We start from the raw sequence: 21,774 nt of genomic DNA, 5'->3' as shown, positions 1-21,774 counted from the left end.
GCAGGTACGAAAGTAGGTCTTAGTGATCCGGTGGTTCTGTATGGAAGGGCCATCGCTCAACGGATAAAAGGTACTCCGGGGATAACAGGCTGATACCGCCCAAGAGTTCACATCGACGGCGGTGTTTGGCACCTCGATGTCGGCTCATCACATCCTGGGGCTGAAGCCGGTCCCAAGGGTATGGCTGTTCGCCATTTAAAGTGGTACGCGAGCTGGGTTTAGAACGTCGTGAGACAGTTCGGTCCCTATCTGCCGTGGACGTTGGAGATTTGAGGAGAGTTGCTCCTAGTACGAGAGGACCGGAGTGAACGAACCGCTGGTGTTCGGGTTGTGATGCCAATCGCATTGCCCGGTAGCTATGTTCGGACGGGATAACCGCTGAAAGCATCTAAGCGGGAAGCCCCCTTCAAGATAAGATCTCCCTGAGGACTTGATCCTCCTAAAGGGCCCTTGTAGACCACGAGGTTGATAGGCTGGGTGTGTAAGCGCTGCGAGGCGTTGAGCTAACCAGTACTAATTGCCCGAGAGGCTTGACCATATAACACCGAAGTAATTTACCGGTATTGATTGAGTATAACTGCTTATCCAAGTTAAAGGTCTTCTGACCAAGCGCCAACTAGACAAGCTAGACTAAGACAAAGCTTAACGGTTTTGCCTGATGATCATAGCGGACTGGAACCACCTGATCCCATTCCGAACTCAGAAGTGAAACAGTCCAGCGCCGATGGTAGTGTGGATTACCCATGCAAGAGTAGGTCGTCGTCAGGCTCTTAATACGAAGAACCCGTCCTCGTGACGGGTTTTTTTATGTCTGAAATTTATCGCAAGGCCTAGCATATAAACTCGCTCCTGGCCTCTCAAAGTGGAGCCTGAGTCTCTCTTACTATTCCTGTACGCCTCCTCTCCTACCTCTAATTTCTATAATTTCTATAATTTCTTGCGAGTGGGTTAAATTTTTGAAAAAGAAATACCATTAAATTTATGTAGTTATAAGTGTTTTCTACTGGAAGTTATCAACACTTATCGACTATAAATAATAGAGTCTATAAAATAAGCGATTCTGCCCTACTAAAAAGTAAATTATCACGGCGGAACTTGTTTGAAGCAGCAGGGACGCAAAATGTCATTGACGACGAAAATATAACCTCATTGTCGTTCTGCTATGCGTGTAAATTGGTTGTGGACAGTTTTGGCGCTGATTATTGGCGTCCTTCAATTCCGTCTTTGGGTGGGCGAAGGCTCTTTCGCTCAGGCATGGGTGCTTGATCGTCAGGTTGAGAGTCAGAAAGAAGAGAACGAGCAATTGGCGGAGAGGAATCGCAGGCTTGAGGCTGAAGTCATGGAGCTAAAACTTGCACAGAGCGCGATAGAAGAGAGAGCTCGCAGCCAGTTGGGGATGGTGTATCCTGACGAACAATTTTATTTGCTCATCGAAAACTGAACCTTTCTTGATTTTCCTTATTCGCTTCACTGATACTAGCCCGGTTTTTGCAGAAATCGAGCTTGGTTAGTATTAGTAGACAGTATGGAAGAGCATAAGCTTTGGGTGATAGTGCCCGCCGCTGGCGTTGGCTCTCGCATGGGGGGCGAATGCCCTAAGCAGTATTTGAAATTGATTGATCGAAGCGTTCTTGAGCATACGCTGGACCGACTATTGTCAGCGCCTGGAGTATCGCAGATCTATTTGCCTCTTCACCCGCAAGACAAATGGTGGCCTGAGATTGCTGACCAGTATATTGGAAAAATAATACCAGTAGCTGGTGGGACTGAGCGGTCGACTTCAGTACTCAATGCTCTAGAGAAGATAGAGCCTCATGCCTCTATTGAAGACTGGGTGCTTGTCCATGATGTGGCTCGTCCCTGTTTTCGCATCAATGATATTTCCAACCTGATGCAGTCGTTATGGAATACTCAATCCGGCGGGCTTTTAGGCGTGCCTGTAGCCGACACAGTGAAAAGGACCAGTGCGGCAGGTGATGTGTTAGAGACTGTGCCCCGGGTTAATCTCTGGCGGGCTTATACTCCACAGATGTTTCGGTTTGGCATTTTATTGACGGCCTTAAAGCAAGGACTAGAAGAGGGCGTTAACATTACCGATGAAGCTTCAGCGATCGAAGCTTTGGGTTTGAGGCCGGTAATGGTAGAAGGGCATAGCGATAATATCAAAATTACCCATCCTCAAGATTTACCTCTGGCGGAGATATTTTTACGCCGCATTATGCAGGAAGAAGAATGAGTTTGTTTCGAATTGGGCATGGCTTTGATGTCCATGCGTTTTCTGAGAGTGGCGACTTTATTGTCATTGGCGGGGTGAACATTCCCTTCGATCGCGGCTTGCAGGCGCATTCAGATGGCGACGTCTTACTCCATGCGATATGTGACGCCTTACTTGGTGCGGCGGCCTTGGGGGATATTGGTAAGCATTTTCCTGATGACGATCCCTCGTTTTCCGGCGCGGATAGCCGGAACCTGCTTCGCTCTGTGGTTAGCAAACTGCAAGAAAAGGGCTACAAGGTAGGGAATATCGATGGGACTATCGTTGCACAAGCCCCTAAGATGGCTCCTCATATAGAAAACATGCGGATCAATATCGCCTCTGACTGCAATGTTTCGATTGACTGTATAAACGTAAAAGCCACTACCACAGAAAAACTGGGTTATACCGGACGTAAGGAAGGCATTGCCTGTCATGCGGTAGCATTGCTTGAGGCGCAAAAGAACTGATATGAATTTTGATCTTAACTTCCCTGGACTTTGGACTGACTCGGCCCCTGGAATATGGCGTCAAACGCCAGAAGACTTCGGCGTAGACGAACTATGGACGCCTCCGGACTCAGGAGGAGAGCATGTTTTATTACATATTGAAAAACGCGGGCAGAATACCGAGTGGGTATCTCGTAATCTCGCGCGTTTTTGTGGTGTGCGTGACTTTGATATCGGGCTAATGGGATTGAAGGATCGTCATGCAGTGACGAGACAATGGTTTTCTGTTTATTTGGGGAAACGTCCTGAGCCAGATTGGAGTCAGTTACAGATTGAAGGCGTAGAAGTTCTCAGTGTTACTCGGACGCAAAAAAAATTACGTCGTGGGGATCACTCAGGAAATGCGTTTAAGATCTGGGTTAGGCAGGTGGATGGTGTTCACGAGCAAATCGATGAAAAGCTTTCATACATTCAGGCGAATGGTTTTCCTAACTATTTCGGAGACCAGCGCTTTGGTCATGATGGTTATAACTTACAACGCGCGCATGCATGGTTTGTAGAAGGCCAAAAGCCGAAAAAGAAGGCCCATCTGGGGATGTATTTGTCTGCGGCGCGCTCTTATCTATTTAATGAAATTCTGGCTGAGCGCGTTCGTCGAGGTGACTGGTCAACCATGATTGATGGGGATGAAGGCGCTCCTGCCGCCAGCTCTGTCGTGTCTGAATCCACTGTGCCTACAGGCCCTATGTTGGGAGGCCCGGAGTTTTTGTCTGGGACGGCCGGAGAAATTGAACAACTGAGAACGGCATCTTTATCAGAATGGCTGACCGCTATTCACAAAGACGGCGCGCGGACAGCACGGAGGCCTTTTGTCGCCAAGCCTGTAGAGATGAGTTGGCAGTGGGTCGGCGACGATATTGAGCTGACGTTTTCTCTTGGTTCCGGTTGCTTTGCTTCTGTGTTGCTGGACCAAGTATTTAGATTAAACTGATTCCAGCCAAACCTGTTTACTAATAGCTTCTCCCATTGTCACTACCATTGATGCAATTGACTGCAAAAGGCAGATGATGAGGGAGTAGCGAATAAAGGAAAAGCGGTAGTGAAATTATTATTGTCCAATGACGATGGCGTGCATGCGCCAGGTTTGTCGGCTCTGGCGGATGAGCTAAAAAATATTGCTGAGATTCGAGTAATCGCGCCAGATAGAGATCATAGCGGAGCGAGTAACTCGCTGACGTTGACACGCCCTCTGATTCTGCAGAAAACCTCACAAGGTTTCTTCGCCGTTGATGGTACGCCGACAGACTGTGTGCATATGGGACTGAGTGAGATGTTCGGTTATGACGCAGAGCGCGTTGTCTCTGGCATTAACTCCCACGCCAATCTGGGAGATGACGTTTTGTATTCCGGCACCGTCGCTGCGGCGATGGAGGGCCGTTTTCTGGCGCAACCCGCAATTGCTGTGTCATTGGTAAATCGAGGGCAAGAAAACTACGCTACTGCGGCGAAAGTGGTCGCCAACTTACTGCTTAGACAGCTGAAGTCGCCGATTGCCCCGCGTACGGTGCTGAACGTGAACGTTCCCGACGTGCCTTTAGACGACATCCGCGGGATTCAGTTGACCCGTCTGGGGCATCGTTTGAAAGGCGGGGAGCCTCACGAAATTGTGGATCCCAGAGGTCGCAAGCGTTACTGGATTGCAGCGGCGGGGGAAGGGGATGATGCTGGACCAGGTACGGATTTCTACGCGGTGGAGCACAACTACGTCTCCATTACGCCTATTCATGTTGATATGACTCGCTACGATGCTTTTAACCAACTACAGGATTGGCTGGGAGATACTGAGTGAACTTCGACTTGCAAGGCATAGGCATGACATCGCGGCGCACGCGTCTGCGTTTGATTGAGCGCTTGCGGAAAAACGGAATTCAGAATGAAGCGGTGTTGGAGGCGATGACTGAGGTTCCTCGGCATATTTTTGTCGACGAGGCTCTCGCTCATCGCGCCTATGAAGATACCGCTCTGCCTATAGGACACTCCCAGACGATCTCGCAGCCTTATATTGTGGCTCGAATGACTGAGCTGCTGTGTAGTGGTTGGAAGCCGAAACGGGTATTGGAAGTTGGCGCTGGCTCGGGTTATCAAACTGCGATTCTAGCCCGACTCTCCACACAGGTTTATACCGTTGAGCGGATTGCGCCACTGCTGGAAAAAGCGAAACTGAGATTCAAGGCGCTAAAGTTAAATAACGTTAGCGCGAAATTATCCGATGGACGTTGGGGATGGCCTGAACAGGGGCCTTTCGACGCAATTATGGTGACAGCGGCCCCGGAGCAGACGCCGTCGGAGCTGTTGGAGCAGCTGGCGGATGGCGGACGTCTCGTCATTCCGGTTGGCGGCGGCAACGAACAGATGCTGAAAGTCTATAAGAGACAAGGCGCGGAAATAGAGGAGAGCAGTTTGGAGCAGGTTCGATTTGTGCCTTTGTTAGGAGGCGTTGTTCGATAACATGTGGAAGACTTATTTGAAAGGCGTGGCCATGGGAGCTGCGGATATTGTTCCTGGCGTGTCCGGCGGTACGATTGCATTTATTTCCGGTATTTACGAGCGGCTTATTTCAGCTCTCGGGCGAATTCGCCCGGGACTGATTAGCATCTGGCGCACGCAGGGATTTGCAGCGGTTTGGAAAGACATTGATGGAACCTTTTTGGCGACATTGTTCGCTGGCATTCTCACTAGTGTCTTTACGTTGTCCAGAATCATCAGTTCTCTATTGCAGAGCCATCCCAATCTTATATGGGCTTTCTTCTTTGGATTGATTCTTGGTTCTGTCTGGTTTGTAGGTAAGGCAATCAGAGAGAAGAATGCGCTAACTGCGTTGTTGATCGGGTTGGGCGCTGCAGTGGCTTATGCGCTGACGGCTTTGAGCCCTACCAGCCTGGAGCCGACCTACCTGAACTTGTTCATAAGCGGAGCCATCGCCATTTGCGCCATGATTCTTCCCGGCGTTTCAGGCAGTTTTCTACTGTTACTTCTTGGTATTTACGGTCCGGTCCTGGCGGCGGTGAAAGGCTTTGAAATTCTGCCTTTATCCATCTTCGCCTCAGGATGTCTGATTGGCTTGCTGTCTTTCACCCACCTGCTAAGCTGGTTATTAAGACGTTACCACGACTACACCCTCGCTGTTCTGACCGGCTTTATGCTGGGCGCTCTCAACAAAGTCTGGCCATGGAAGTATACGCTGGAATATCGTATTGATTCTCATGGGGCCCAGGTCCCCCTTGTGCAGGCGAATGTTTTCCCCTCTCGCTACGAGGTGATTACAGGCGAGCCGGCGCAAGTGTTAACGGTGGCGGCTTTGTTCGCTATCGGCGCATTGATGGTGGTTGCGCTGGAGAAAGTGAGACTTGGTTATCAAAAATGAGAGATCACTTTTAGGAAATTAAATCACGTTAGTGTTACTTATTTTCCTTGTTGGTGTTACCTCTGGTATCAGGTATAACGAGCGAACCCGACGGCATTGAATCTATAACTCTACAGAATATAGTTGTAATTTAACTACTTAGGAGTTCAATTTAGAAACTTTTGTAAATAATGAGAATAATCTAGGCTGTATTAATTCCTTTTTGTTTTAAAAAAAGCTAAAAAGTGCATTGTCTAAAATCCCAAAAACACAGGTTTTGTAACAGACTGTATACTGGTAATGGCATTTTTTATGCTTTGAGATCGGTCGCTTTGTCGATCACGCTATTCTTGTGCGCCTGCACCTCGCCTTCTATATATAGAGACCCTGCATTTAACCCTCCGGTGTACTGGGGGAGCCATGTCGTCGAGAAAGGCGACACTCTCTATTCTATCGCCTGGAGATATGGTCGGGATTATAAAGAGTTGGCTCGTATCAACCGGATATCCGCTCCATACATGATTAAGCCGGGGCAGCGGATTTCCTTGGTTGTGCCGGATGGCTATCAGACTGCGAGCACGCAGCCATCCAGGAAAACTAAAAAGACGACTGTCAAAACCAAGAAAACTTCATCAGTTAAGCCCAAGAAAACTACTCCGCCTAAAACTGCTCAGGCTCCCGTTTACAAAAATACACAAAAGAAAAAAGCTCCTGTAACCAGTAAAACGGATCGAATTGTTACCGGATGGGGGTGGCCCCATCATGGCCCGATTATTGATACTTTTTCTATTGCAGGCGACATCAATAAAGGTGTTGATATCGCCGGCAAAATCGGCGACCCGGTTTTAGCAGCGGCCAGTGGCGAAGTAGTGTATGCGGGTAATGGTTTGCTAGGTTACGGCAAGCTGGTGATTCTGAGCCACGGCGATGAATACATCAGCGCTTACGCGCACAACAGCAAGATACTGGTCAAGGAGGGTGACTTCATAAACCGCGGACAGAAGATAGCCGAGATAGGTGAGACAGGGACCAACCGACCGATGTTGCACTTCGAAATAAGAAAAAACGGCAATCCGGTTGACCCTCTCAAATACCTACCAAAACGATAAAACTTGCGCCTGAGCAAGTGCAAAACGTCATCAATACCCCGCAAGGGGTTAACGAGAGCAGGGCATCATCATGGCAGCAGAACGTGAATCTTACGCAGAAGATTTAGCTTACGATGTTGATATCGATTTGGCTGAAATTGAGGCTGAAGAGTTTGAAGACGATGAAAGTGATGTTGTTGTCTCGATTGATCAAGGACGTACCGGTCGTTTCTCCCTAGGCGAAGGCCAATCTTACAGAAATCTCGACGCCACTCAGATTTATCTGAACGAAATCGGTTTCTCCCCATTATTAACCCCGGAAGAAGAAGTTCATTTTGCGCGCATGGCGCGTCGTGGCGATGAGAAAGGCCGTAAGCGCATGATTGAGAGCAATTTGCGCCTGGTTGTGAAAATCGCCCGCAGATATGTGAACAGAGGCCTGAGCCTGCTTGATCTCATTGAGGAAGGCAACCTGGGTCTGATTCGCGCCGTTGAAAAGTTTGATCCTGAACGCGGCTTCAGATTTTCAACCTACGCGACATGGTGGATTCGCCAGACGATTGAGCGCGCCATCATGAATCAGACAAGGACGATCCGTTTGCCGATTCATGTAGTTAAGGAATTAAATGTATATCTTCGCGCGTCCCGCGAACTGACCCAGAAACTGGATCATGAGCCCAGCGCTGAAGAAATCGCCGACTTGCTGGAAAAGCCGGTGAAGGATGTCAAACGTATGCTCGGCTTGAACGAGCGCATCACTTCCGTTGACTCGCCGATTGGCGGCAACGCGGAAAAATCCCTTCTTGATACCGTCGCCGATGAGGCGAGCAATGATCCTGCCGAGCTGTTGCAGGATAGCGATCTTAAAGGCTGTCTGGACCGTTGGCTTGACCAATTGTCTGACAAGCAACAGGAAGTTATCGCCCGTCGTTTTGGATTGCGCGGTTATCCCATGAGCACATTGGAAGAAGTAGGGCAGGAAATTGGCCTGACTCGGGAAAGAGTGCGTCAGATTCAAGTAGAAGCGCTCAAGCGCATGCGCGAACTGCTGGAGAAAGAAGGTTTGACCGGAGACACACTGTTTAAGTAACTTTTAGTTACACAGTCGTAACAGTAAAAAGGGCGCATCCAGCGCCCTTTTTTAATGGACCGGTTAGACTTGCTGTCAGGAATGTCTTGCGCCTATAGTTGCGAACCAGCTCGCATAACCCGGTATAACTACCTGTTTTACCCTATCTACCGCTTTTGCGGGCTGCCTATAATGGAGCCCGCTCGCCGATTCGGAATTACCCTGAACCGTTGAGCGCTTACAATCAATAAACAGCAAATAATTTAAATAACAATCAATGCAACTAGGGATGAAATATGAAACAACTAATTTCTGCACTTGTGCTCTTGCTGGTCCTATCCCCTTCCTCCCAGGCCGCCAAAGTGGCTGGCGTCGACATTCCCGACACGCTTAGCGCTGCGGGGTCTGAATTAAAGCTCAATGGCGCCGGCGTGCGCTCCAAATGGTTCATTGACGTATATGTGGGCGGTTTATACCTGCCGCAGGCGAATAAGGACGCTTCTTCGATTGTGAAAGCGGATGAGCCTATGGCGATCAAACTGCATATGGTTTCCGGTATGGTGACCAGCGAAAAGATGCAGAAAGCCACCACTGAGGGCTTTGAGAACGCGACCAATGGCAATACGGCTCCAATTAAAGCAAATATCGATAAGTTTATTGGCGTGTTCGATGAAGAGATCCAGGAAAATGACGAATTCGACCTGGTGTATCTCCCAGGCAAAGGCGTAGAGGTGTATAAAAACGATGCGCTTGCGGCCACTATTGATGGCGGTGTTGCATTCAAAGAAGCCTTGTTCGGTATCTGGTTATCCGACAAGCCGGCTCAGGAAGATCTCAAAAAGGCGATGCTGGGCGCAAAATAGTCGCGACAATATCTTCGCGATCACACGTCACAGCCGAAGGCGGCTGGCTTTTCTGGTTAAAGGCGGGAATCCCCGCCTTTTACATTTCCAACGATCCCCTTTGTTACCTCAAGTTGCCATCGCCAATGTTCGCGATTGGCGATTTCGCCCTTTTTATTCAGTTAGGGTTAAGCTGCCGCGGGGTATAAATAGACTCATATCAAGGCAGTGGCGATAGGGCCGAGTAGTGAAATCAGGTCCCGTCGTAATTTCGAAAAATATGAGAATGGTGTAGGAAGATAATGTTGTCGAATCGCTTCAAAAGGTTTGCGGGAGTAGCGTTGGTGGCTTTGGCTGTAACAGGATGCGCGCACCGTAACCTGATCAAGGATGGGGAAGAGTTTTACACTCAAGGCCGTTATGAGCTGGCGGTTGAGAGGTATGAAGAAGCCTTGAAGCTAAAGCCCAACGATAAGGACACCCAGAATAGGCTGCAACAGGCGCGCAGAGATTTTACCGCGTGGCTGAGTCAGGTAAGAAGCGCCGCTAACACAGCCTATGACCGTAATAATCTGGGCAAGGCCATGCTGCTTTACGGCAAAGTGGCGCAGGCGACGCATGAACAGTCTGCCTGGGATAGATATAACTCTGCTTATCAAACGATAGCGACGCAGCACCAGTTTCGCATTAAGTTGGACAGCGACCGGCGCGTTTTTGGCGATGATCTGGGGTATGGCGTAGCCGGACTGCAATTGGTCAATAAAGTAAACAGTAAACTTGGCAATGAGGCGCGCGTGAGCATGTCTCGGGCGCCGGTTCACTATAATCTGAGCGAGTCTGTTGTTCCGGAGGTGCAGCAGTATGTCAGCGGGCAGGTGATGGTGAGCAACCCGGACTTTATTCGTTTGCAGGGAGATGTGTCTGACCAGCGATATCAGCTGGATCGCGCCAAAGACAATCTGCGGGACGCCCGCCGTGACTTTAAACGGGAGCGGCGTGAGCTGGAATCGGCGGAGCGGGACCTGGCGAAAGAAGAAGGCGCGCTGAATAAACTTAACATCACAGATCCACAATATGACACACAGAAGAGAGAAGTCGACCGCCTGAAAGATAAGGTCTCCCGTCAAAGGGAAGAGGTGCGTAGAGCTGATGATGAAGTCGACAAGAGAGGCCGCAAACTGGATCGAGCTGATCACAAGCTGGACTCCTTGTTGACTGAGTTCTCGATTGTTCCGCCAACCGTGATGGAGGATGTTTACTCCGACTACCACTACGAGCGATACATTTTGACCAAGACCGCCAGCTCTGCATTAGTGATGGAGGTAGATGGTCGCCGTAGCGATACCCCAGTGAATGTCGTCTCCGAAGACGACTATTACGATGACCACTATACGATAGGCTTGTCGCGAAAGTCGGCGATGGTGGAGTCTGATCTGGATATGGAAAGCCGTCTCAATAGTGAGGTGCGTATCGCTGCCCAAAACAGACTCAAGGCATTGGTGTCGGACTATAAACAGTCGCTGTTACTGGAAGCGGCGCAGGTAGTGGGTAACGACGATCGCTTTGACGCCTGGGTGGCCCATGGCGTAGCCGGCTCGCCCGGTGTGGACGGTTTCCTGGCGGACAAAATGCGCCAGTACCTTGAGCTGGAGCTGGGAAGAGGCGGGGAGCTGGATATCAACGCATTACTGACCCTGCACCCTGGCGCATAAGGGATCACTATTTGATGAAATGAAAAAGGCGGTATTACCGCCTTTTTTGCGTCTGTCGCCAGGAATACAACTAAGAGGTTTTAATACATCAGACGACGTTGGCGCAGTTCAGGGGATCAGACGAATAATCTGGTCGGCGATTTGGCCTTGCATTTCGGTCAGATCCCGAATGCCCCGGTAGGTTTTATGAATCATATTCTGCTGCAATACCCTGGCTTGATGGGCGACGCCTTCAAAAGGCTGGATTTTACCCAGCGCCAGCAGCGGCTTTTCCGCTATAGATGTGTGAATGCTTTCAAGTCGGATCAGGGACTTCTCGGTGGTGTCCTGCAGACGGTCCTTAACGCTTTGGATTCTACTCATGGCTTGACTCTCCTGTTCTAGCTGAGGGCGCTGATGCGCTGATGCGCCAGCTCATGGTAGAGGTGTAGCAGGCGCGCTGGCAAGCTGTCTATTCACTCTAAACACCATGGATGCAAATGGAGGCTGACAGGTGAATATCAGGCTTGCTCGCAGGCGTTTCCGGGGCGAGCGGCGGCTTGTCCAACGTGTTGCAATACGACTTTGACGACGCGGGCTATCAGCGGGGAAGGGAAATCGTGACCCATACCGGCGATGACTTCAAGCTGCGCGTCACGGATGTTGCGGGCGCAGGCGACGCCCTCTGAAAGAGGGATGAGAGCATCCTCATCGCCATGGATGACCAGAGTTGGCGTGATGATGCTCTTTTGCAGCTCAACCAAAGAGCCTTCGGCAAGAATGGCGCTGGCCTGTCTTTGCAGCCCCTCGTGGTCGATGCTGCTTCTGTCGAGTACTTTTCCTACACGCTGTAATAACTCTGACCGAGAGGATGGATAGCTGCGGCTGCCGATACGACGTATCTGACTGATTTTGCTTTCAATAACCTCCTCCCGCGACTTGGGACGCGTTGGCTTGATAAGCGCCAGCAGATTGGCTGGATTCAAGGCGGGGAGGCGGCTAAAACCGGGAGCTGACATGATGGAAGTCAGACTGAGCGCCCGTTCAGGATATTTTGCGGCGGCGATTTGCGCGATCATGCCGCCCATGGATGCGCCGACAATATGAGCGCTGGCGACCCGCAAGTGATTCAGCAGACCTATGGCGTCGTTGGCCAAGTCGCTCAGTGTGTAAGCGCTTTTCACCCGCAAACCGAACTGCTTGCGGAGAAAGTTGGTGACTGGACGGGCATGTCCCGCGCCATCGCTTTTGCTGGAGAGACCAATATCCCGATTGTCGAAACGCACCACGAAATACCCGTTTGCAGCCAGGCGTTCGCACAGGGCGTCCGGCCACACCAGCATTTGAGCGCCAAGGCCCATGATCAGCAGAATGCAGGGATCTTTTTGCGAGCCAAAGGTTTCATAGGCGAGCTGGATATCGCCGACAGCGGCATATTTAACAGTCATTTTTGTACAACTTGGGCGGGGTTGAAACTAAAACACCATTAAATTGTAATATTGATGGTGTATAAGAGCACGCTGTTCATAAAAGATTCAATTTACTGTCATCTAACTGTCACTTGAACTTCCTGGCTATGAACAGCGCGTTTCGCTTAGGCGAAGCTTTGGGTGATGGCGCCCATTAACGGGCCTTGGCCAAAATTGCGGGTATTACGGTTTTGGTTCACCCAGGAGCGAAACATCTCCACATATTCCCCTTTGCGCCAGTCATACAGAAACTGGCAGAGAATCACCAACGCCATATTACCGCAGTTGCCGGTCAGGCCGCTGACCCGCGCTTCCATGTCCGCTGGCCGGAAGCTGTAGAAGTAAGGCGTGTTGGCCGGAGAGTGCGGTCCCAGGTCGGATCTGCCGATGAGCGATGTGATCAACCCATCGAAATCCTGGGCCTGATTCTGAGTGACGTTGATTTCGTAACTGATCGCCGTTGGGTCCTGAATCATGGCGAAGTCGTCGTACCATAATCCCCTGACGGTGATGTTGTTGCCGCGGGTTGTTTGTAATAATCCGACAAGCAGGTAGGACTCAGGATTAAATCCCACCACATGAGTGACGACGCCTCTCTGGCGAACGACCAGAGCGGTATGGCCATTCTTGAAGTAGCCGACGCAGCCTTTCGGGGATTGCCAGGAAAAGGTGGACCATAAGCGATACAGGTTGCTGGCGCCGGCGCCTTCCTGCTGAACATTCAGGCGGCGAGGCGTATGCCGCAACCAACCTTGCCAACTGGAGACGGCGACCAACCCGACGGAGTAATCTTGGTTATTTCCGTTATTAGCTTGAACTGTCATGCGAATATCCCTATTGGTTATTGTTTTTGTTAAGGAAACCGTTGCTTCCACAACGACTTCATCATGCCCGTAATCGGATTGGCCCGCTGTTTCGAATTGTATACGGGGCTATTCAGAACTCTCGCAATGTTCGTTTGATTACCCCGACTCCCTGAGTGATCTCCGTTGGCGTCAGAGTGGCGAATCCCAGTAACAGACCTGCTGCGGGAGGCTCTCCGTGATAGAACGGATGTATGGGGTAAACGCGGACGCCTTGCGCTTGTACTTGTTCAATAAACGCGGAGACGGCGCTCAGCGGCAGACTGGGCATCCAGCACACCAGATGCAGGCCGGCGTTATCACCCTCCACCAGAATTTCTCTGTCGCCCTCCTGGCGCTGTAACGCCGTCGCCAAAGTCTGTTGGCGAATCGCGTAACGTTTGCGCATTCTGCGCAGATGACGCTCGAACTCCCCCGTCTGCATAAACTCGGCGAGGATATGCTGCTCTAACCAGGGGGAGTGGCGATCCGTCACTTGCTTGGCGTAAGTGAGCGGCTCCAGCCAGCTTTTGGGGAGCAGCAGATAGCCCAGTTTGATGGCGGGGAACAGGACTTTGGAAAAGGTGCCGGCATAGATAACCCGTTCGTGATGGTCGAGACCCTGTAAAGATTCAATCGGCTTGCCGCAATAGCGAAACTCACTGTCGTAATCGTCTTCGATTATCCAGGCGTCGTTCGCCTGCGCCCATTCCAGCAGCGCCAGCCGTCTGCGCAGGGACATCACACAACCACTGGGAAATTGATGCGAGGGCGTGACGTATACCAACTTGGGCGCTTCCACGCCTTGTGGCAGATCCTCTACTTTTAACCCTTCCTCGTCGACAGCGATGGGAATCAATTTGGCGCCGAGAGCGGTGAGCAGCTGTTTGACTCTGGGGTAACCCGGGTTCTCCACCGCAACCCTGTCGCCCGGATTGATCGCCAGTCGCGTAATCAGGTCGAACGCCTGTTGTCCGCCGGAGGTAATGGCGACTCTGTCGGGATGGCTGCGGCATGCGCGATTGAGTTGCAGGTAAGCGGATATCGCCTCCCGCAAGGCCGGTAATCCCAGCGTGTCGCCATAATGACGGCCTTGCCGGTACGCCCAGTGACGAGCGGACTTTGTCCAGATATGCTGGCTTTTCTCGTCAAGATCCACATTGCCATACTGGAAATCAATTACCGTCGGCGGCGGGATGGATTTGACGGGACGCTGGCGCATCAGGGCCTCACCCCAGAACGACAGACTTGGTGCTGGACCAGAGTGATGCGTCTGTGGCGGCGAGGCGGTGGGAAAATCCACGCCAGGCAGCGGTGAGGCGACATAACAACCCGACCCGCGACGACTGACGATATAACCTTCGCTCAGCAACTGGTCGTAAGCGCTGGTGACGGTGGTGCGGGACAGGCCTCGCGCGTCCGCCATGCTGCGGGAGGACGGCAGCCGTTCTCCTTCCGGCAGCAGGCCCGCCAGGATGGACTGCTTTAACTCTTCATACAGCGATAGATAGCGGGACTTTGCGTTTTGCGTCGGGGCGGTCATTTTCTTTCTCTAAAGTGGACTCTTTATAAATGTTTAAAGTGGACATTAATAGATATCCAATTTCAAGCTAATCTGCCTGCATCAATAGCTTGATGTGATTGGAAGGAGTAAGTTCGATGACTGACGATGTGCTGCCGATAACCCCCAAGACCGCCTTTTCCCGCAAACGGGACCGGGCGGGTTACGAGCGCCGCGATATCTACAGTATCTTGGATGCGTCTGTTCTGTGCCATGTAGCGTTTATGTTTGACGGCGCGCCCTTTGTGTTGCCAACCGCCTACTGTCGCTACGGCGATAATTTGATTGTGCATGGCGCGGTAAACGGACGTTTGTTTAAAAGCCTGGCGGACGGGCGTGAGGCGTCGGTATGCGTCACGTTACTGGATGGGCTGGTACTCTCTCGGCGGTCGTTCCATCACTCCATGAACTATCGTAGCGTCGTTTTGTTTGGACAGTTCGAGGCGATAGAGGACCCGGATATGAAGAATGAAGCGCTGAACGCTCTGGTGGATCACATCATTCCCGGCCGCTGTTCGGACGACATTATCCCCAATACACGCAACGAACTGGCGGCGACGGCGGTGCTGGCCATGCCCATCGTGGAGGCGAGCGCCAAGGTCCGTAGCGGTCCGCCCAGAGACAAAGAAGAGGATATGGATCAGCCGGTTTGGGCTGGAGTGGTGCCCATGCGCACGGTCTATGGCATGCCAGAGGTGGACCCGGAGACCCGTAGTGACGTCAGGCTGCCGGATTACCTGCGACACCTAACTACAGGGCAGTAGAGATTAGCTTGCCCACTGCGCGCCGGCTGGCAGCGGATAGTCGCTGAATTCTACGTGGAGAATACGACGCTGGTTGGGCGTCGTTCCCTTGCTGGAGGCGTGCAGCAAGTGAGGTTTCATTACCAGGATGTCGCCTGCCTGGGCAGCGCAGGACAAGGGCTTCGACGATGCGGCGACTTGCTGGATACGTTCATGGGATAACAGTCCCTCGCGGTGAGACCCCGGTATGACTTTCAAGCAGCCGTTGCTTTCGTCGACAGGGTCCAGATGGATGCGAAACGCCAGCATGCGCTCCAACGTCTCTATGGGAGGCTGCACATGCAAAACACCATCTTTCTCAGACCATGGCCCCCAATCTGGCGCATCAAATCGTTCTTTGACGCAAACGGTTCTATCTTGATGCCAGGTCACCAGCCAGTTTTTGCGCGGCGACTTATTGAACAGGATTGTCCGAACCTGCTGTGGAGCGCCCTCTAAATACCGGCAGGCCAGCCGCGTGAGGTCGCCGCCGGCCAGCCACTCCTTCAGCGTTGCATACTTGCGATCTGCGTTACGCACGCCGGAGCCGGAGTTAACCTCATCATCACAGGTAATTTCCTGCAGGATGGCGTTGATCAATGACGCAGGCAGTGCGTCCCGCAGCCACACAAAGCCATCGTGGTGGAAGTCGAACGCCATCAATCCAGCACTTTTTCTTTGAATTCGCACAGATCAGATATGACGCAGGCGCCGCAACGGGGTTTGCGGGCAGTGCAGATATAGCGGCCGTGCAGAATCAACCAGTGATGGGCGTCCATCAGGTATTCTTTGGGGACGTGCTTCATCAGCTTGTGCTCCACTTCCAGCACGTTTTTGCCGGGGGCGATGTTGGTGCGGTTGGAGACTCGAAATATATGCGTATCCACCGCCATGGCTGGCTGGCGGAAAGCGGTGTTGAGAACGACATTGGCGGTCTTGCGGCCGACTCCTGGCAGCGCTTCAAGCGCTTCCCGGGTTTGCGGCACTTCCGAGTTGTGCTGGTCGATCAGGATTTTACAGGTCTTGATGACGTTTTCCGCTTTGCTGTTGAACAGGCCGATGGTCTTGATGTACTCCTTAAGACCCTCTACACCCAACGCGTAAATGGCTTCCGGCGTATTCGCCACGGGGTAAAGCTTGCGGGTGGCTTTATTAACGCTCACGTCAGTGGCCTGAGCGGACAGAACTACCGCAATCAGCAGTTCAAAGGGGGTGTTGTACTCCAACTCCGTGGTCGGGTTGGGATTTTCCGCTTTTAAGCGGGCGAATATCTCCGCTCGTTTTTGCTTATTCATCAGTCTTCTTATGGCTTGTATTCACAGTCGAATGCGGCGCCCCATTTGTAATGCGGCGGGCAGCGAGAGAGACGCTCGCGGCGCGTCAGGATATCTTTCCTGTTACTCGCACGCGTTTGCCGCCGGAGACAGGCTTCTCCAGTTTCACCGCAGCGGCTTCCTTCAAGCGTTTGTCGATCACATTTTTTAGCGCAATCAGCAGGCCCATGCCGACAAAGGCGCCGGGGGGCAGCACGGCGAACAGAAAGTCAGGGTAGTTGGCGAACAACTCAAGCTTCCAGCTCCGCGCAGATTCGCCAAACAGCAGGTCCATGCCTGAAAACAGCGAGCCTTGTCCTATTACCTCGCGCATGCCGCCCAGCACCATCAACACCAGACTGAAACCCAGTCCCATCATAAAGCCGTCGAGCATGGAGGGGAGAATTGGATTTTTGGAGGCGAAAGCGTCTGCGCGTCCAAGGATGGCGCAGTTGGTGACGATCAAGGGGATAAAGATGCCGAGAATTTCATACAGCTCATAAGCGAAGGCCTGCATCAACAGCTCGGCGCAGGTCACGAACGAGGCGATGATCATGACGAATGCAGGCAGGCGTACGGATTCGGGCACGTAGTTGCGGATCATGGAAACCGCGGCGTTGGAGCCGGTCAGCACCAGCGTCGTGGCCAGTCCCAGGCCGATGGCGTTGACCACGGTGCCTGTCACCGCCAGCAGGGGACAAAGGCCCAGCAGTTGCACCAGCGCCGGATTGTTTTTCCACAATCCGTCCCGAACTATTTCTTGATAGCTTTTCGCCATTATGCAGATCCTGGATTCATTCGGTCATTCATATTCGATACGCTCGCCGCCCGGCTATTCTTGTGTCGCGGTTGCAGTATTCACGCCGCTATTGCTCCGCAAGAGCTGATCGCGATGACTTTGAAAATAGGTTAGCGCATTACGCACCGCCTTCACTACCGCTCTGGGCGTGATGGTGGCGCCGGTCATTTGATCAAAATCGCCGCCGTCCTTTTTCACCTTCCAGCGTTCTTCCGCGGGAGAGCTGAGCGAGCGCCCGGGAAACTGCTCCACCCAGGGAGATTTCCGCGCTTCAATTTTGTCGCCCAGCCCGGGGGTTTCCTTGTGGGCGGTGATACGGACGCCTTTGACCGTTCCATCAGGCTGTACGCCAACAATGCCCTGGATTTCGCCGGTGTAACCATCCGGCGCGACAAAGGGCAAAATCACCGCCACTGGCGAGCCGTGAAAGGTGGCCAGATAGGCTTCCGTTGTGTCTTTGGCTCCGAGCAGAGGGTCAGGGTGCAACAGGATGGGGGCCGCCAACATGTCGTTATCGTGCTCCTGACGTGGAACAACTTCATACAGCGCTTTGGCGCGGGCGTGCTTTTCCGCATCTGCGATGCGACCAGCGGTGCTGACTTGAGTTACTGCGATCAAACCGGCGGTCACCACGGCGAATATCGCAAGTCCGATGCCGCCCCGAAGAATGGATGCCTGTAATGCGTTCATGGGCGTCTCCTAATCCTGTTTCACACCGCGACGGGCTTTGCGGTGGCCGTAAGTACGGGGCTGGGTGTAGTAGTCCAGGAACGGCGCGGCGAAGTTCATCAACAACACGGCGAACGCCACGGCGTCCGGGTAGTTGCCCCAGGTACGAATCAGGTAAACCAGAATGCCGACGCCAGCGCCATAATAGAGCTTGCCGAGTTTACTGGTGGCGGCGGAAACCGGGTCGGTGGCGATGAAAAAGGCGCCCAGCATGGTGGCGCCGGCGAGCAGATGCAGCTGAAGCGGCGCATATTTATCTTCATCCCAGCCCAGTAATAAAGAGCACAGCGCCATCGCGGCGAGCATGCTGACTGGAATATGCCAGGTAATGATCTTGCGCCAGATAAGCAGTAGTCCTCCGGCGAGGAAGGCCAGATTGACCCACTCCCAACCCAGCGCGGTGCGTGCGCCGAAGACGGGCATGGCGAAGACTGCTTCCGCAGTGCCGGCGATGATCTCGTGCTTGTAGGTGTCCAGGGGCGTGGCCATGGTGTAACCATCCACGCCGATTTCCGCTCCCCAGAAGATATGGGCGAAAGCGTCCATGAATCCTGGGATTTCCGCCAAGGGACGCGGCGTCGCCCAGTTAGTGGTCATTGCGACAGGGAAGGACACCAGCAGCAGTGCGTAACCCACCATGGCGGGGTTGAATGGGTTATTGCCCAGACCGCCGTAAATCTGTTTGGCGAAAATGATGGCGAACGCCGTTCCAACAAATGTCACCCACCAGGGGGCGTAAGGCGGCAGCGCCAGACCCAGCAACACCCCGGTGAGAACGGCGCTGTAGTCCCGCAGATAAAAGGCCAAGGGGCGCTTGCGCAGCGTCAGCACAAAGGCTTCCGCCGCCACGGCGGTTAACGACGCCAGGATGACGTTGATCAGGGTTCCCCAGCCAAAGAACCAGGTCATGGTCAGCAATCCGGGGATGGTGGCCAGGATCACCCATTGCATGATGGCGGTGGTGCGCGCAGGGCCTTTCAGATGAGGGGAGGTGATGCGAAGAAATGCCATGGGTTAAGCGCCCGCTCCGTCAGTGCTAGTCTGATTTTCCGCCGCGTCGCCGCGAGCTTCGTTAAGTGTGGCGCGGGCGGCGGCGACCCGGTCCTGGTTTTTTTCCACTGCTCGGGATAACTTCGCCACTTTCGCCTCGTCCACGGGGGGCTCCTGTTGGGCTTCGTTGAGCATGTTCTGCATCATGGCGAGTTTATCCTGCGCTTTCTCCAGAGCAGAGGTCAGAGCCTCAATCTCCTCAGGCGATGCTGCTTTAACGGCAGAGCCGCCGGCTTGTGTCCGGGCTTCTTCCAGCGTTTTTTGCGCTGCGGCCAAACGCTCCTGATTCTTTTCCACCGCCCGCTGCAATTTGGCGATTTTGGCTTCGTCCGCTGGTTGCTCCGCTTTGGCGTCGTCCAGCATGCCCTGCATCATGCTTAACTTGTCGCGGGCTTTATCAACCTGAGAAGACAATTCTTCCAGGTTGGGCGCCGGCGGCTCATCGGTTGCTTTATCTGTCGGGGCTGCCTCCGCTTCCAACTCCGCCAGCTTCGCTCTGGTTTTCTCTACAGTCTCGGACAGTTGCGCCGCTCGTTGTGGGTCTGTTTCGCGACAAGATTCTATCGCTTGCGTCAGAGTCTTTATCTTGTCCCGCGTGCGAGCGATAGCGCGCGCTTGTTGCTCCGGCTCCGCCGCCTGTGTCGCAGGCGTTGCGTTTGAGGCGGCAGGCGTCGCTGGCGCAGAGTTCTGGGCGTCGTGAAGCGCTTTTTCCGCCGCCGCCAGGCGTTCTTCGTTTTTGGCGATCGCGTTGCGCAGCTTTTCCTGCATGGCGGCGTTGGCTCCATCGGATTCCGCCAGCGTTTCGCGTACTTTTTCCAGCTTTTCCCTGGCCTTGTCCACATTGGTTTGCAGTTCGGCGATATTGACCCGGGGTTGGGCGGGCGCCGGCGTGCGCTTGGCCTGGGCGCGTTTGATGGCCGCTTCTATCGCCGCTTTCTTTGGATCTACATCCGCTGGCGCATCCTGTTGTTGGGCCGCTTTCTCCGCCTGGGCTTTCGCGGCGGCTTCCGCACGGGCCTTGCGCTTGGCCTCTTTCTCTTCTTTCTCGCGCTCAAGGCGGGTCTGTCGGAATTCGAAGCGCTCACGCGCCTTATCGGACTTCTGCTGTTCCTGCGCCGTCACCCGGATTTGATTCTTGGCGTAACGGTAATATTGCACCAGCGGAATGCTGCTGGGGCAGACGTAAGAACAGGCGCCGCACTCGATGCAGTCGAACAGGTTATAGTTTTCCGCCTTATCAAATTCCTGGGCCTTGGAAAACCAATAGAGCTGTTGCGGCAGCAGCTCCGCCGGGCAGGCTTCGGCGCACAGGCCACAGCGGATGCAGGCCTGTGCAGGATCGGGCCTGGGAAATTCCTTTGCGGATACCGCCATAATACAGTTGCTGGTTTTTACCAACGGCAAGTCTGGATCAGTTAAGGTGAAGCCCATCATCGGACCGCCCATGATCAGACGATCCGTTTTGCTCGCGTCGAATCCAGCCTGTTGCAACAGGTCGGACATGGGCGAGCCTAATAAAACTTCAAAATTACCGGGCGTAGCGACGCCATCGCCTGTCACAGTGGTGATGCGAGAGATCAGCGGTTCGCCGAAACGGACGGCGCGGTACACTGCCGCCGCGGTGCCTACGTTTTGGCACATCACGCCGATATCAGCGGGGATTTTGCCGTGGGGCACTTCCAGCCCGGTGAGGATTTTGATCAGTTGCTTTTCGCCGCCGGACGGATATTTGGTCGGAATGACGACTACTTCGATATGAGTGCCGGAGGCGGCCTGCTTCAGCGCCGAGATCGCTTCCGGTTTGTTGTCCTCGATGCCAATCAGGCACTCTTCAGGCTCCAAAAGCTGAGCCATGATTTCCATGCCGCGGATGACTTCGTCGGCGCGCTCGCGCATTAGCATGTCATCGGCGGTGATGTAAGGCTCGCACTCCGCCGCATTCAATATCAGCGCATTGACCTTGTCATTGCGAGGCGGGTGCAGCTTGATTGCGGTGGGAAAACCTGCGCCGCCCATACCGGCGATACCGCCCTGACGAACGCGCTCCAGCAACTGCTCTGAGCCAAGTGAGCGATAGTCTTCGCAAGGCGTCAGATCTGTCCAGGCGTCTTCCCCGTCGGTCTCGATCACAATGCAGACATCGCTAAGACCGGAAGGGTGTGGCACGGGACGTCTTTCCACGGCGGTCACTGTGCCGGAAGAGGAGGCATGAACCGCTACGCTGACTGGTCCTTCCGCAGTGGCGATGACTTCGCCTTTCAACACCTTTTGGCCGGGCTCCACCAGGGCTTTGGCGGGCTGGCCAATATGCTGGCTCAAGGGAAGTATCAGCGTTTTCGGCAGCGTCGCTTTTTGGATCGGTCGGCTGGTGGATTGGCTTTTATTTTCCGGAGGGTGTACGCCGCCGTGGAAATCCCAGATTTGTCTCATGCT

Annotated in this window: 22 protein-coding genes and 2 rRNA genes (1 of these 24 cut by a window edge); 14 read left to right on the top strand and 10 right to left on the bottom strand. The window is 53.2% G+C overall.

The features are described 5' to 3' along the window. The 13 genes from EUZ85_RS24015 to EUZ85_RS23955 all read left to right on the top strand — a co-directional run. Window positions 1-538, top strand: a 23S ribosomal RNA gene (locus EUZ85_RS24015); it begins 2,352 nt to the left of the window's first position. 116 nt (window positions 539-654) lie between these two features. Continuing rightward, window positions 655-768, top strand: a 5S ribosomal RNA gene (gene rrf / locus EUZ85_RS24010). A 394-nt stretch (window positions 769-1,162) separates the two neighbouring features. Continuing rightward, window positions 1,163-1,441 carry a septum formation initiator family protein gene (locus EUZ85_RS24005; protein WP_127972699.1) on the top strand — a complete coding sequence of 93 codons (279 nt, stop codon included), beginning with the start codon at window positions 1,163-1,165 and terminating at the stop codon, window positions 1,439-1,441. A gap of 84 nt (window positions 1,442-1,525) precedes the next feature. Beyond that, entirely contained in the window at window positions 1,526-2,236 is a 711-nt protein-coding gene (gene ispD, locus EUZ85_RS24000) for a 2-C-methyl-D-erythritol 4-phosphate cytidylyltransferase (RefSeq protein WP_127972697.1), read from the top strand. After that, window positions 2,233-2,724, top strand: a complete 492-nt coding sequence (gene ispF, locus EUZ85_RS23995) for a 2-C-methyl-D-erythritol 2,4-cyclodiphosphate synthase (protein WP_127972695.1) — start codon at window positions 2,233-2,235, stop codon at window positions 2,722-2,724. Before ispD ends, ispF begins: the two co-directional genes overlap by 4 nt. Window position 2,725: 1 nt before the next feature. Continuing rightward, on the top strand, window positions 2,726-3,694 hold the full coding sequence (gene truD, locus EUZ85_RS23990; RefSeq protein WP_127972693.1) for a tRNA pseudouridine(13) synthase TruD: 969 nt from the start codon (window positions 2,726-2,728) through the stop codon (window positions 3,692-3,694). A 108-nt stretch (window positions 3,695-3,802) separates the two neighbouring features. Further along, window positions 3,803-4,552: a 5'/3'-nucleotidase SurE gene (gene surE, locus EUZ85_RS23985; protein WP_127972691.1), complete on the top strand. Its 750-nt coding sequence runs from the start codon at window positions 3,803-3,805 to the stop codon at window positions 4,550-4,552. Next, window positions 4,549-5,211, top strand: coding sequence for a protein-L-isoaspartate(D-aspartate) O-methyltransferase (locus EUZ85_RS23980; RefSeq protein ID WP_127972689.1), 663 nt, complete (start codon window positions 4,549-4,551; stop codon window positions 5,209-5,211). The genes surE and EUZ85_RS23980 overlap by 4 nt, the downstream gene beginning before the upstream one ends. Window position 5,212: 1 nt before the next feature. Then, window positions 5,213-6,127, top strand: coding sequence for a DUF368 domain-containing protein (locus tag EUZ85_RS23975; protein WP_127972686.1), 915 nt, complete (start codon window positions 5,213-5,215; stop codon window positions 6,125-6,127). Between the two features lie 224 nt (window positions 6,128-6,351). After that, the gene (locus EUZ85_RS23970) at window positions 6,352-7,215 is read left to right on the top strand and encodes a peptidoglycan DD-metalloendopeptidase family protein (RefSeq protein WP_206617943.1); all 864 of its coding nucleotides are present in this window, start codon (window positions 6,352-6,354) and stop codon (window positions 7,213-7,215) included. Between the two features lie 70 nt (window positions 7,216-7,285). Further along, window positions 7,286-8,284, top strand: coding sequence for an RNA polymerase sigma factor RpoS (gene rpoS / locus EUZ85_RS23965; protein WP_011395785.1), 999 nt, complete (start codon window positions 7,286-7,288; stop codon window positions 8,282-8,284). 275 nt (window positions 8,285-8,559) lie between these two features. Beyond that, entirely contained in the window at window positions 8,560-9,126 is a 567-nt protein-coding gene (locus tag EUZ85_RS23960) for a chalcone isomerase family protein (RefSeq protein WP_127972684.1), read from the top strand. A 281-nt stretch (window positions 9,127-9,407) separates the two neighbouring features. Beyond that, window positions 9,408-10,817, top strand: coding sequence for a tetratricopeptide repeat protein (locus EUZ85_RS23955; RefSeq protein WP_127972682.1), 1,410 nt, complete (start codon window positions 9,408-9,410; stop codon window positions 10,815-10,817). Window positions 10,818-10,925: 108 nt separating this feature from the next. Here the strand turns inward: EUZ85_RS23955 and EUZ85_RS23950 are convergent, their stop codons facing one another. From EUZ85_RS23950 to EUZ85_RS23935, 4 genes are all read right to left on the bottom strand, one after another. Continuing rightward, entirely contained in the window at window positions 10,926-11,180 is a 255-nt protein-coding gene (locus EUZ85_RS23950) for a hypothetical protein (RefSeq protein WP_127972680.1), read from the bottom strand. 137 nt (window positions 11,181-11,317) lie between these two features. Then, the gene (locus tag EUZ85_RS23945) at window positions 11,318-12,244 is read right to left on the bottom strand and encodes an alpha/beta fold hydrolase (protein ID WP_127972678.1); all 927 of its coding nucleotides are present in this window, start codon (window positions 12,242-12,244) and stop codon (window positions 11,318-11,320) included. Between the two features lie 146 nt (window positions 12,245-12,390). Beyond that, the gene (locus tag EUZ85_RS23940) at window positions 12,391-13,089 is read right to left on the bottom strand and encodes a hypothetical protein (protein WP_127972676.1); all 699 of its coding nucleotides are present in this window, start codon (window positions 13,087-13,089) and stop codon (window positions 12,391-12,393) included. Between the two features lie 112 nt (window positions 13,090-13,201). After that, window positions 13,202-14,650, bottom strand: a complete 1,449-nt coding sequence (locus tag EUZ85_RS23935) for a PLP-dependent aminotransferase family protein (protein ID WP_127972674.1) — start codon at window positions 14,648-14,650, stop codon at window positions 13,202-13,204. 116 nt (window positions 14,651-14,766) lie between these two features. Here EUZ85_RS23935 and EUZ85_RS23930 point away from each other — a divergent pair, with 116 nt between their 5' ends. Beyond that, complete coding sequence (locus tag EUZ85_RS23930; protein ID WP_127972672.1) at window positions 14,767-15,432, top strand: pyridoxamine 5'-phosphate oxidase family protein; 666 nt, start codon at window positions 14,767-14,769, stop codon at window positions 15,430-15,432. A gap of 3 nt (window positions 15,433-15,435) precedes the next feature. Here EUZ85_RS23930 and EUZ85_RS23925 read toward each other — a convergent pair whose 3' ends face one another. From EUZ85_RS23925 to rsxC, 6 genes are all read right to left on the bottom strand, one after another. After that, window positions 15,436-16,110, bottom strand: coding sequence for a phytanoyl-CoA dioxygenase family protein (locus EUZ85_RS23925; RefSeq protein ID WP_127972670.1), 675 nt, complete (start codon window positions 16,108-16,110; stop codon window positions 15,436-15,438). Then, window positions 16,110-16,745, bottom strand: a complete 636-nt coding sequence (gene nth / locus EUZ85_RS23920) for an endonuclease III (RefSeq protein WP_011395795.1) — start codon at window positions 16,743-16,745, stop codon at window positions 16,110-16,112. The genes EUZ85_RS23925 and nth overlap by 1 nt, the downstream gene beginning before the upstream one ends. A gap of 85 nt (window positions 16,746-16,830) precedes the next feature. Further along, entirely contained in the window at window positions 16,831-17,541 is a 711-nt protein-coding gene (locus tag EUZ85_RS23915; protein WP_127972668.1) for an electron transport complex subunit E, read from the bottom strand. A 54-nt stretch (window positions 17,542-17,595) separates the two neighbouring features. Further along, window positions 17,596-18,252 carry an electron transport complex subunit RsxG gene (rsxG, locus tag EUZ85_RS23910; RefSeq protein ID WP_127972666.1) on the bottom strand — a complete coding sequence of 219 codons (657 nt, stop codon included), beginning with the start codon at window positions 18,250-18,252 and terminating at the stop codon, window positions 17,596-17,598. A gap of 9 nt (window positions 18,253-18,261) precedes the next feature. After that, window positions 18,262-19,302: an electron transport complex subunit RsxD gene (gene rsxD, locus EUZ85_RS23905; RefSeq protein ID WP_127972664.1), complete on the bottom strand. Its 1,041-nt coding sequence runs from the start codon at window positions 19,300-19,302 to the stop codon at window positions 18,262-18,264. A gap of 3 nt (window positions 19,303-19,305) precedes the next feature. Beyond that, window positions 19,306-21,771 (bottom strand): electron transport complex subunit RsxC, encoded by a 2,466-nt coding sequence (gene rsxC, locus EUZ85_RS23900; protein WP_127972662.1) that lies wholly within the window; start codon window positions 21,769-21,771, stop codon window positions 19,306-19,308. Window positions 21,772-21,774 lie beyond the last annotated feature (3 nt).

This window comes from Hahella sp. KA22, from assembly GCF_004135205.1.
In the GTDB taxonomy this organism is placed as follows: Bacteria; Pseudomonadota; Gammaproteobacteria; order Pseudomonadales; family Oleiphilaceae; genus Hahella.
The sequence above is the reverse complement of the archived record's forward strand: the minus strand, read 5'-3'. Positions and strand labels throughout refer to the sequence as shown.

Bases quoted from the DNA above. Each gene is read 5' to 3' on its own strand.
- EUZ85_RS24005 (WP_127972699.1), top strand. From the start codon at position 1,163: ATGCGTGTAAATTGGTTGTGGACAGTTTTGGCGCTGATTATTGGCGTC.
- ispD (WP_127972697.1), top strand. From the start codon at position 1,526: ATGGAAGAGCATAAGCTTTGGGTGATAGTGCCCGCCGCTGGCGTTGGC.
- ispF (WP_127972695.1), top strand. From the start codon at position 2,233: ATGAGTTTGTTTCGAATTGGGCATGGCTTTGATGTCCATGCGTTTTCT.
- truD (WP_127972693.1), top strand. From the start codon at position 2,726: ATGAATTTTGATCTTAACTTCCCTGGACTTTGGACTGACTCGGCCCCT.
- EUZ85_RS23975 (WP_127972686.1), top strand. From the start codon at position 5,213: ATGTGGAAGACTTATTTGAAAGGCGTGGCCATGGGAGCTGCGGATATT.
- rpoS (WP_011395785.1), top strand. From the start codon at position 7,286: ATGGCAGCAGAACGTGAATCTTACGCAGAAGATTTAGCTTACGATGTT.
- EUZ85_RS23960 (WP_127972684.1), top strand. From the start codon at position 8,560: ATGAAACAACTAATTTCTGCACTTGTGCTCTTGCTGGTCCTATCCCCT.
- EUZ85_RS23955 (WP_127972682.1), top strand. From the start codon at position 9,408: ATGTTGTCGAATCGCTTCAAAAGGTTTGCGGGAGTAGCGTTGGTGGCT.
- EUZ85_RS23950 (WP_127972680.1), bottom strand. From the start codon at position 11,180: ATGAGTAGAATCCAAAGCGTTAAGGACCGTCTGCAGGACACCACCGAG.
- EUZ85_RS23945 (WP_127972678.1), bottom strand. From the start codon at position 12,244: ATGACTGTTAAATATGCCGCTGTCGGCGATATCCAGCTCGCCTATGAA.
- EUZ85_RS23940 (WP_127972676.1), bottom strand. From the start codon at position 13,089: ATGACAGTTCAAGCTAATAACGGAAATAACCAAGATTACTCCGTCGGG.
- EUZ85_RS23935 (WP_127972674.1), bottom strand. From the start codon at position 14,650: ATGACCGCCCCGACGCAAAACGCAAAGTCCCGCTATCTATCGCTGTAT.
- EUZ85_RS23930 (WP_127972672.1), top strand. From the start codon at position 14,767: ATGACTGACGATGTGCTGCCGATAACCCCCAAGACCGCCTTTTCCCGC.
- EUZ85_RS23925 (WP_127972670.1), bottom strand. From the start codon at position 16,110: ATGGCGTTCGACTTCCACCACGATGGCTTTGTGTGGCTGCGGGACGCA.
- nth (WP_011395795.1), bottom strand. From the start codon at position 16,745: ATGAATAAGCAAAAACGAGCGGAGATATTCGCCCGCTTAAAAGCGGAA.
- EUZ85_RS23915 (WP_127972668.1), bottom strand. From the start codon at position 17,541: ATGGCGAAAAGCTATCAAGAAATAGTTCGGGACGGATTGTGGAAAAAC.
- rsxG (WP_127972666.1), bottom strand. From the start codon at position 18,252: ATGAACGCATTACAGGCATCCATTCTTCGGGGCGGCATCGGACTTGCG.
- rsxD (WP_127972664.1), bottom strand. From the start codon at position 19,302: ATGGCATTTCTTCGCATCACCTCCCCTCATCTGAAAGGCCCTGCGCGC.
- rsxC (WP_127972662.1), bottom strand. From the start codon at position 21,771: ATGAGACAAATCTGGGATTTCCACGGCGGCGTACACCCTCCGGAAAAT.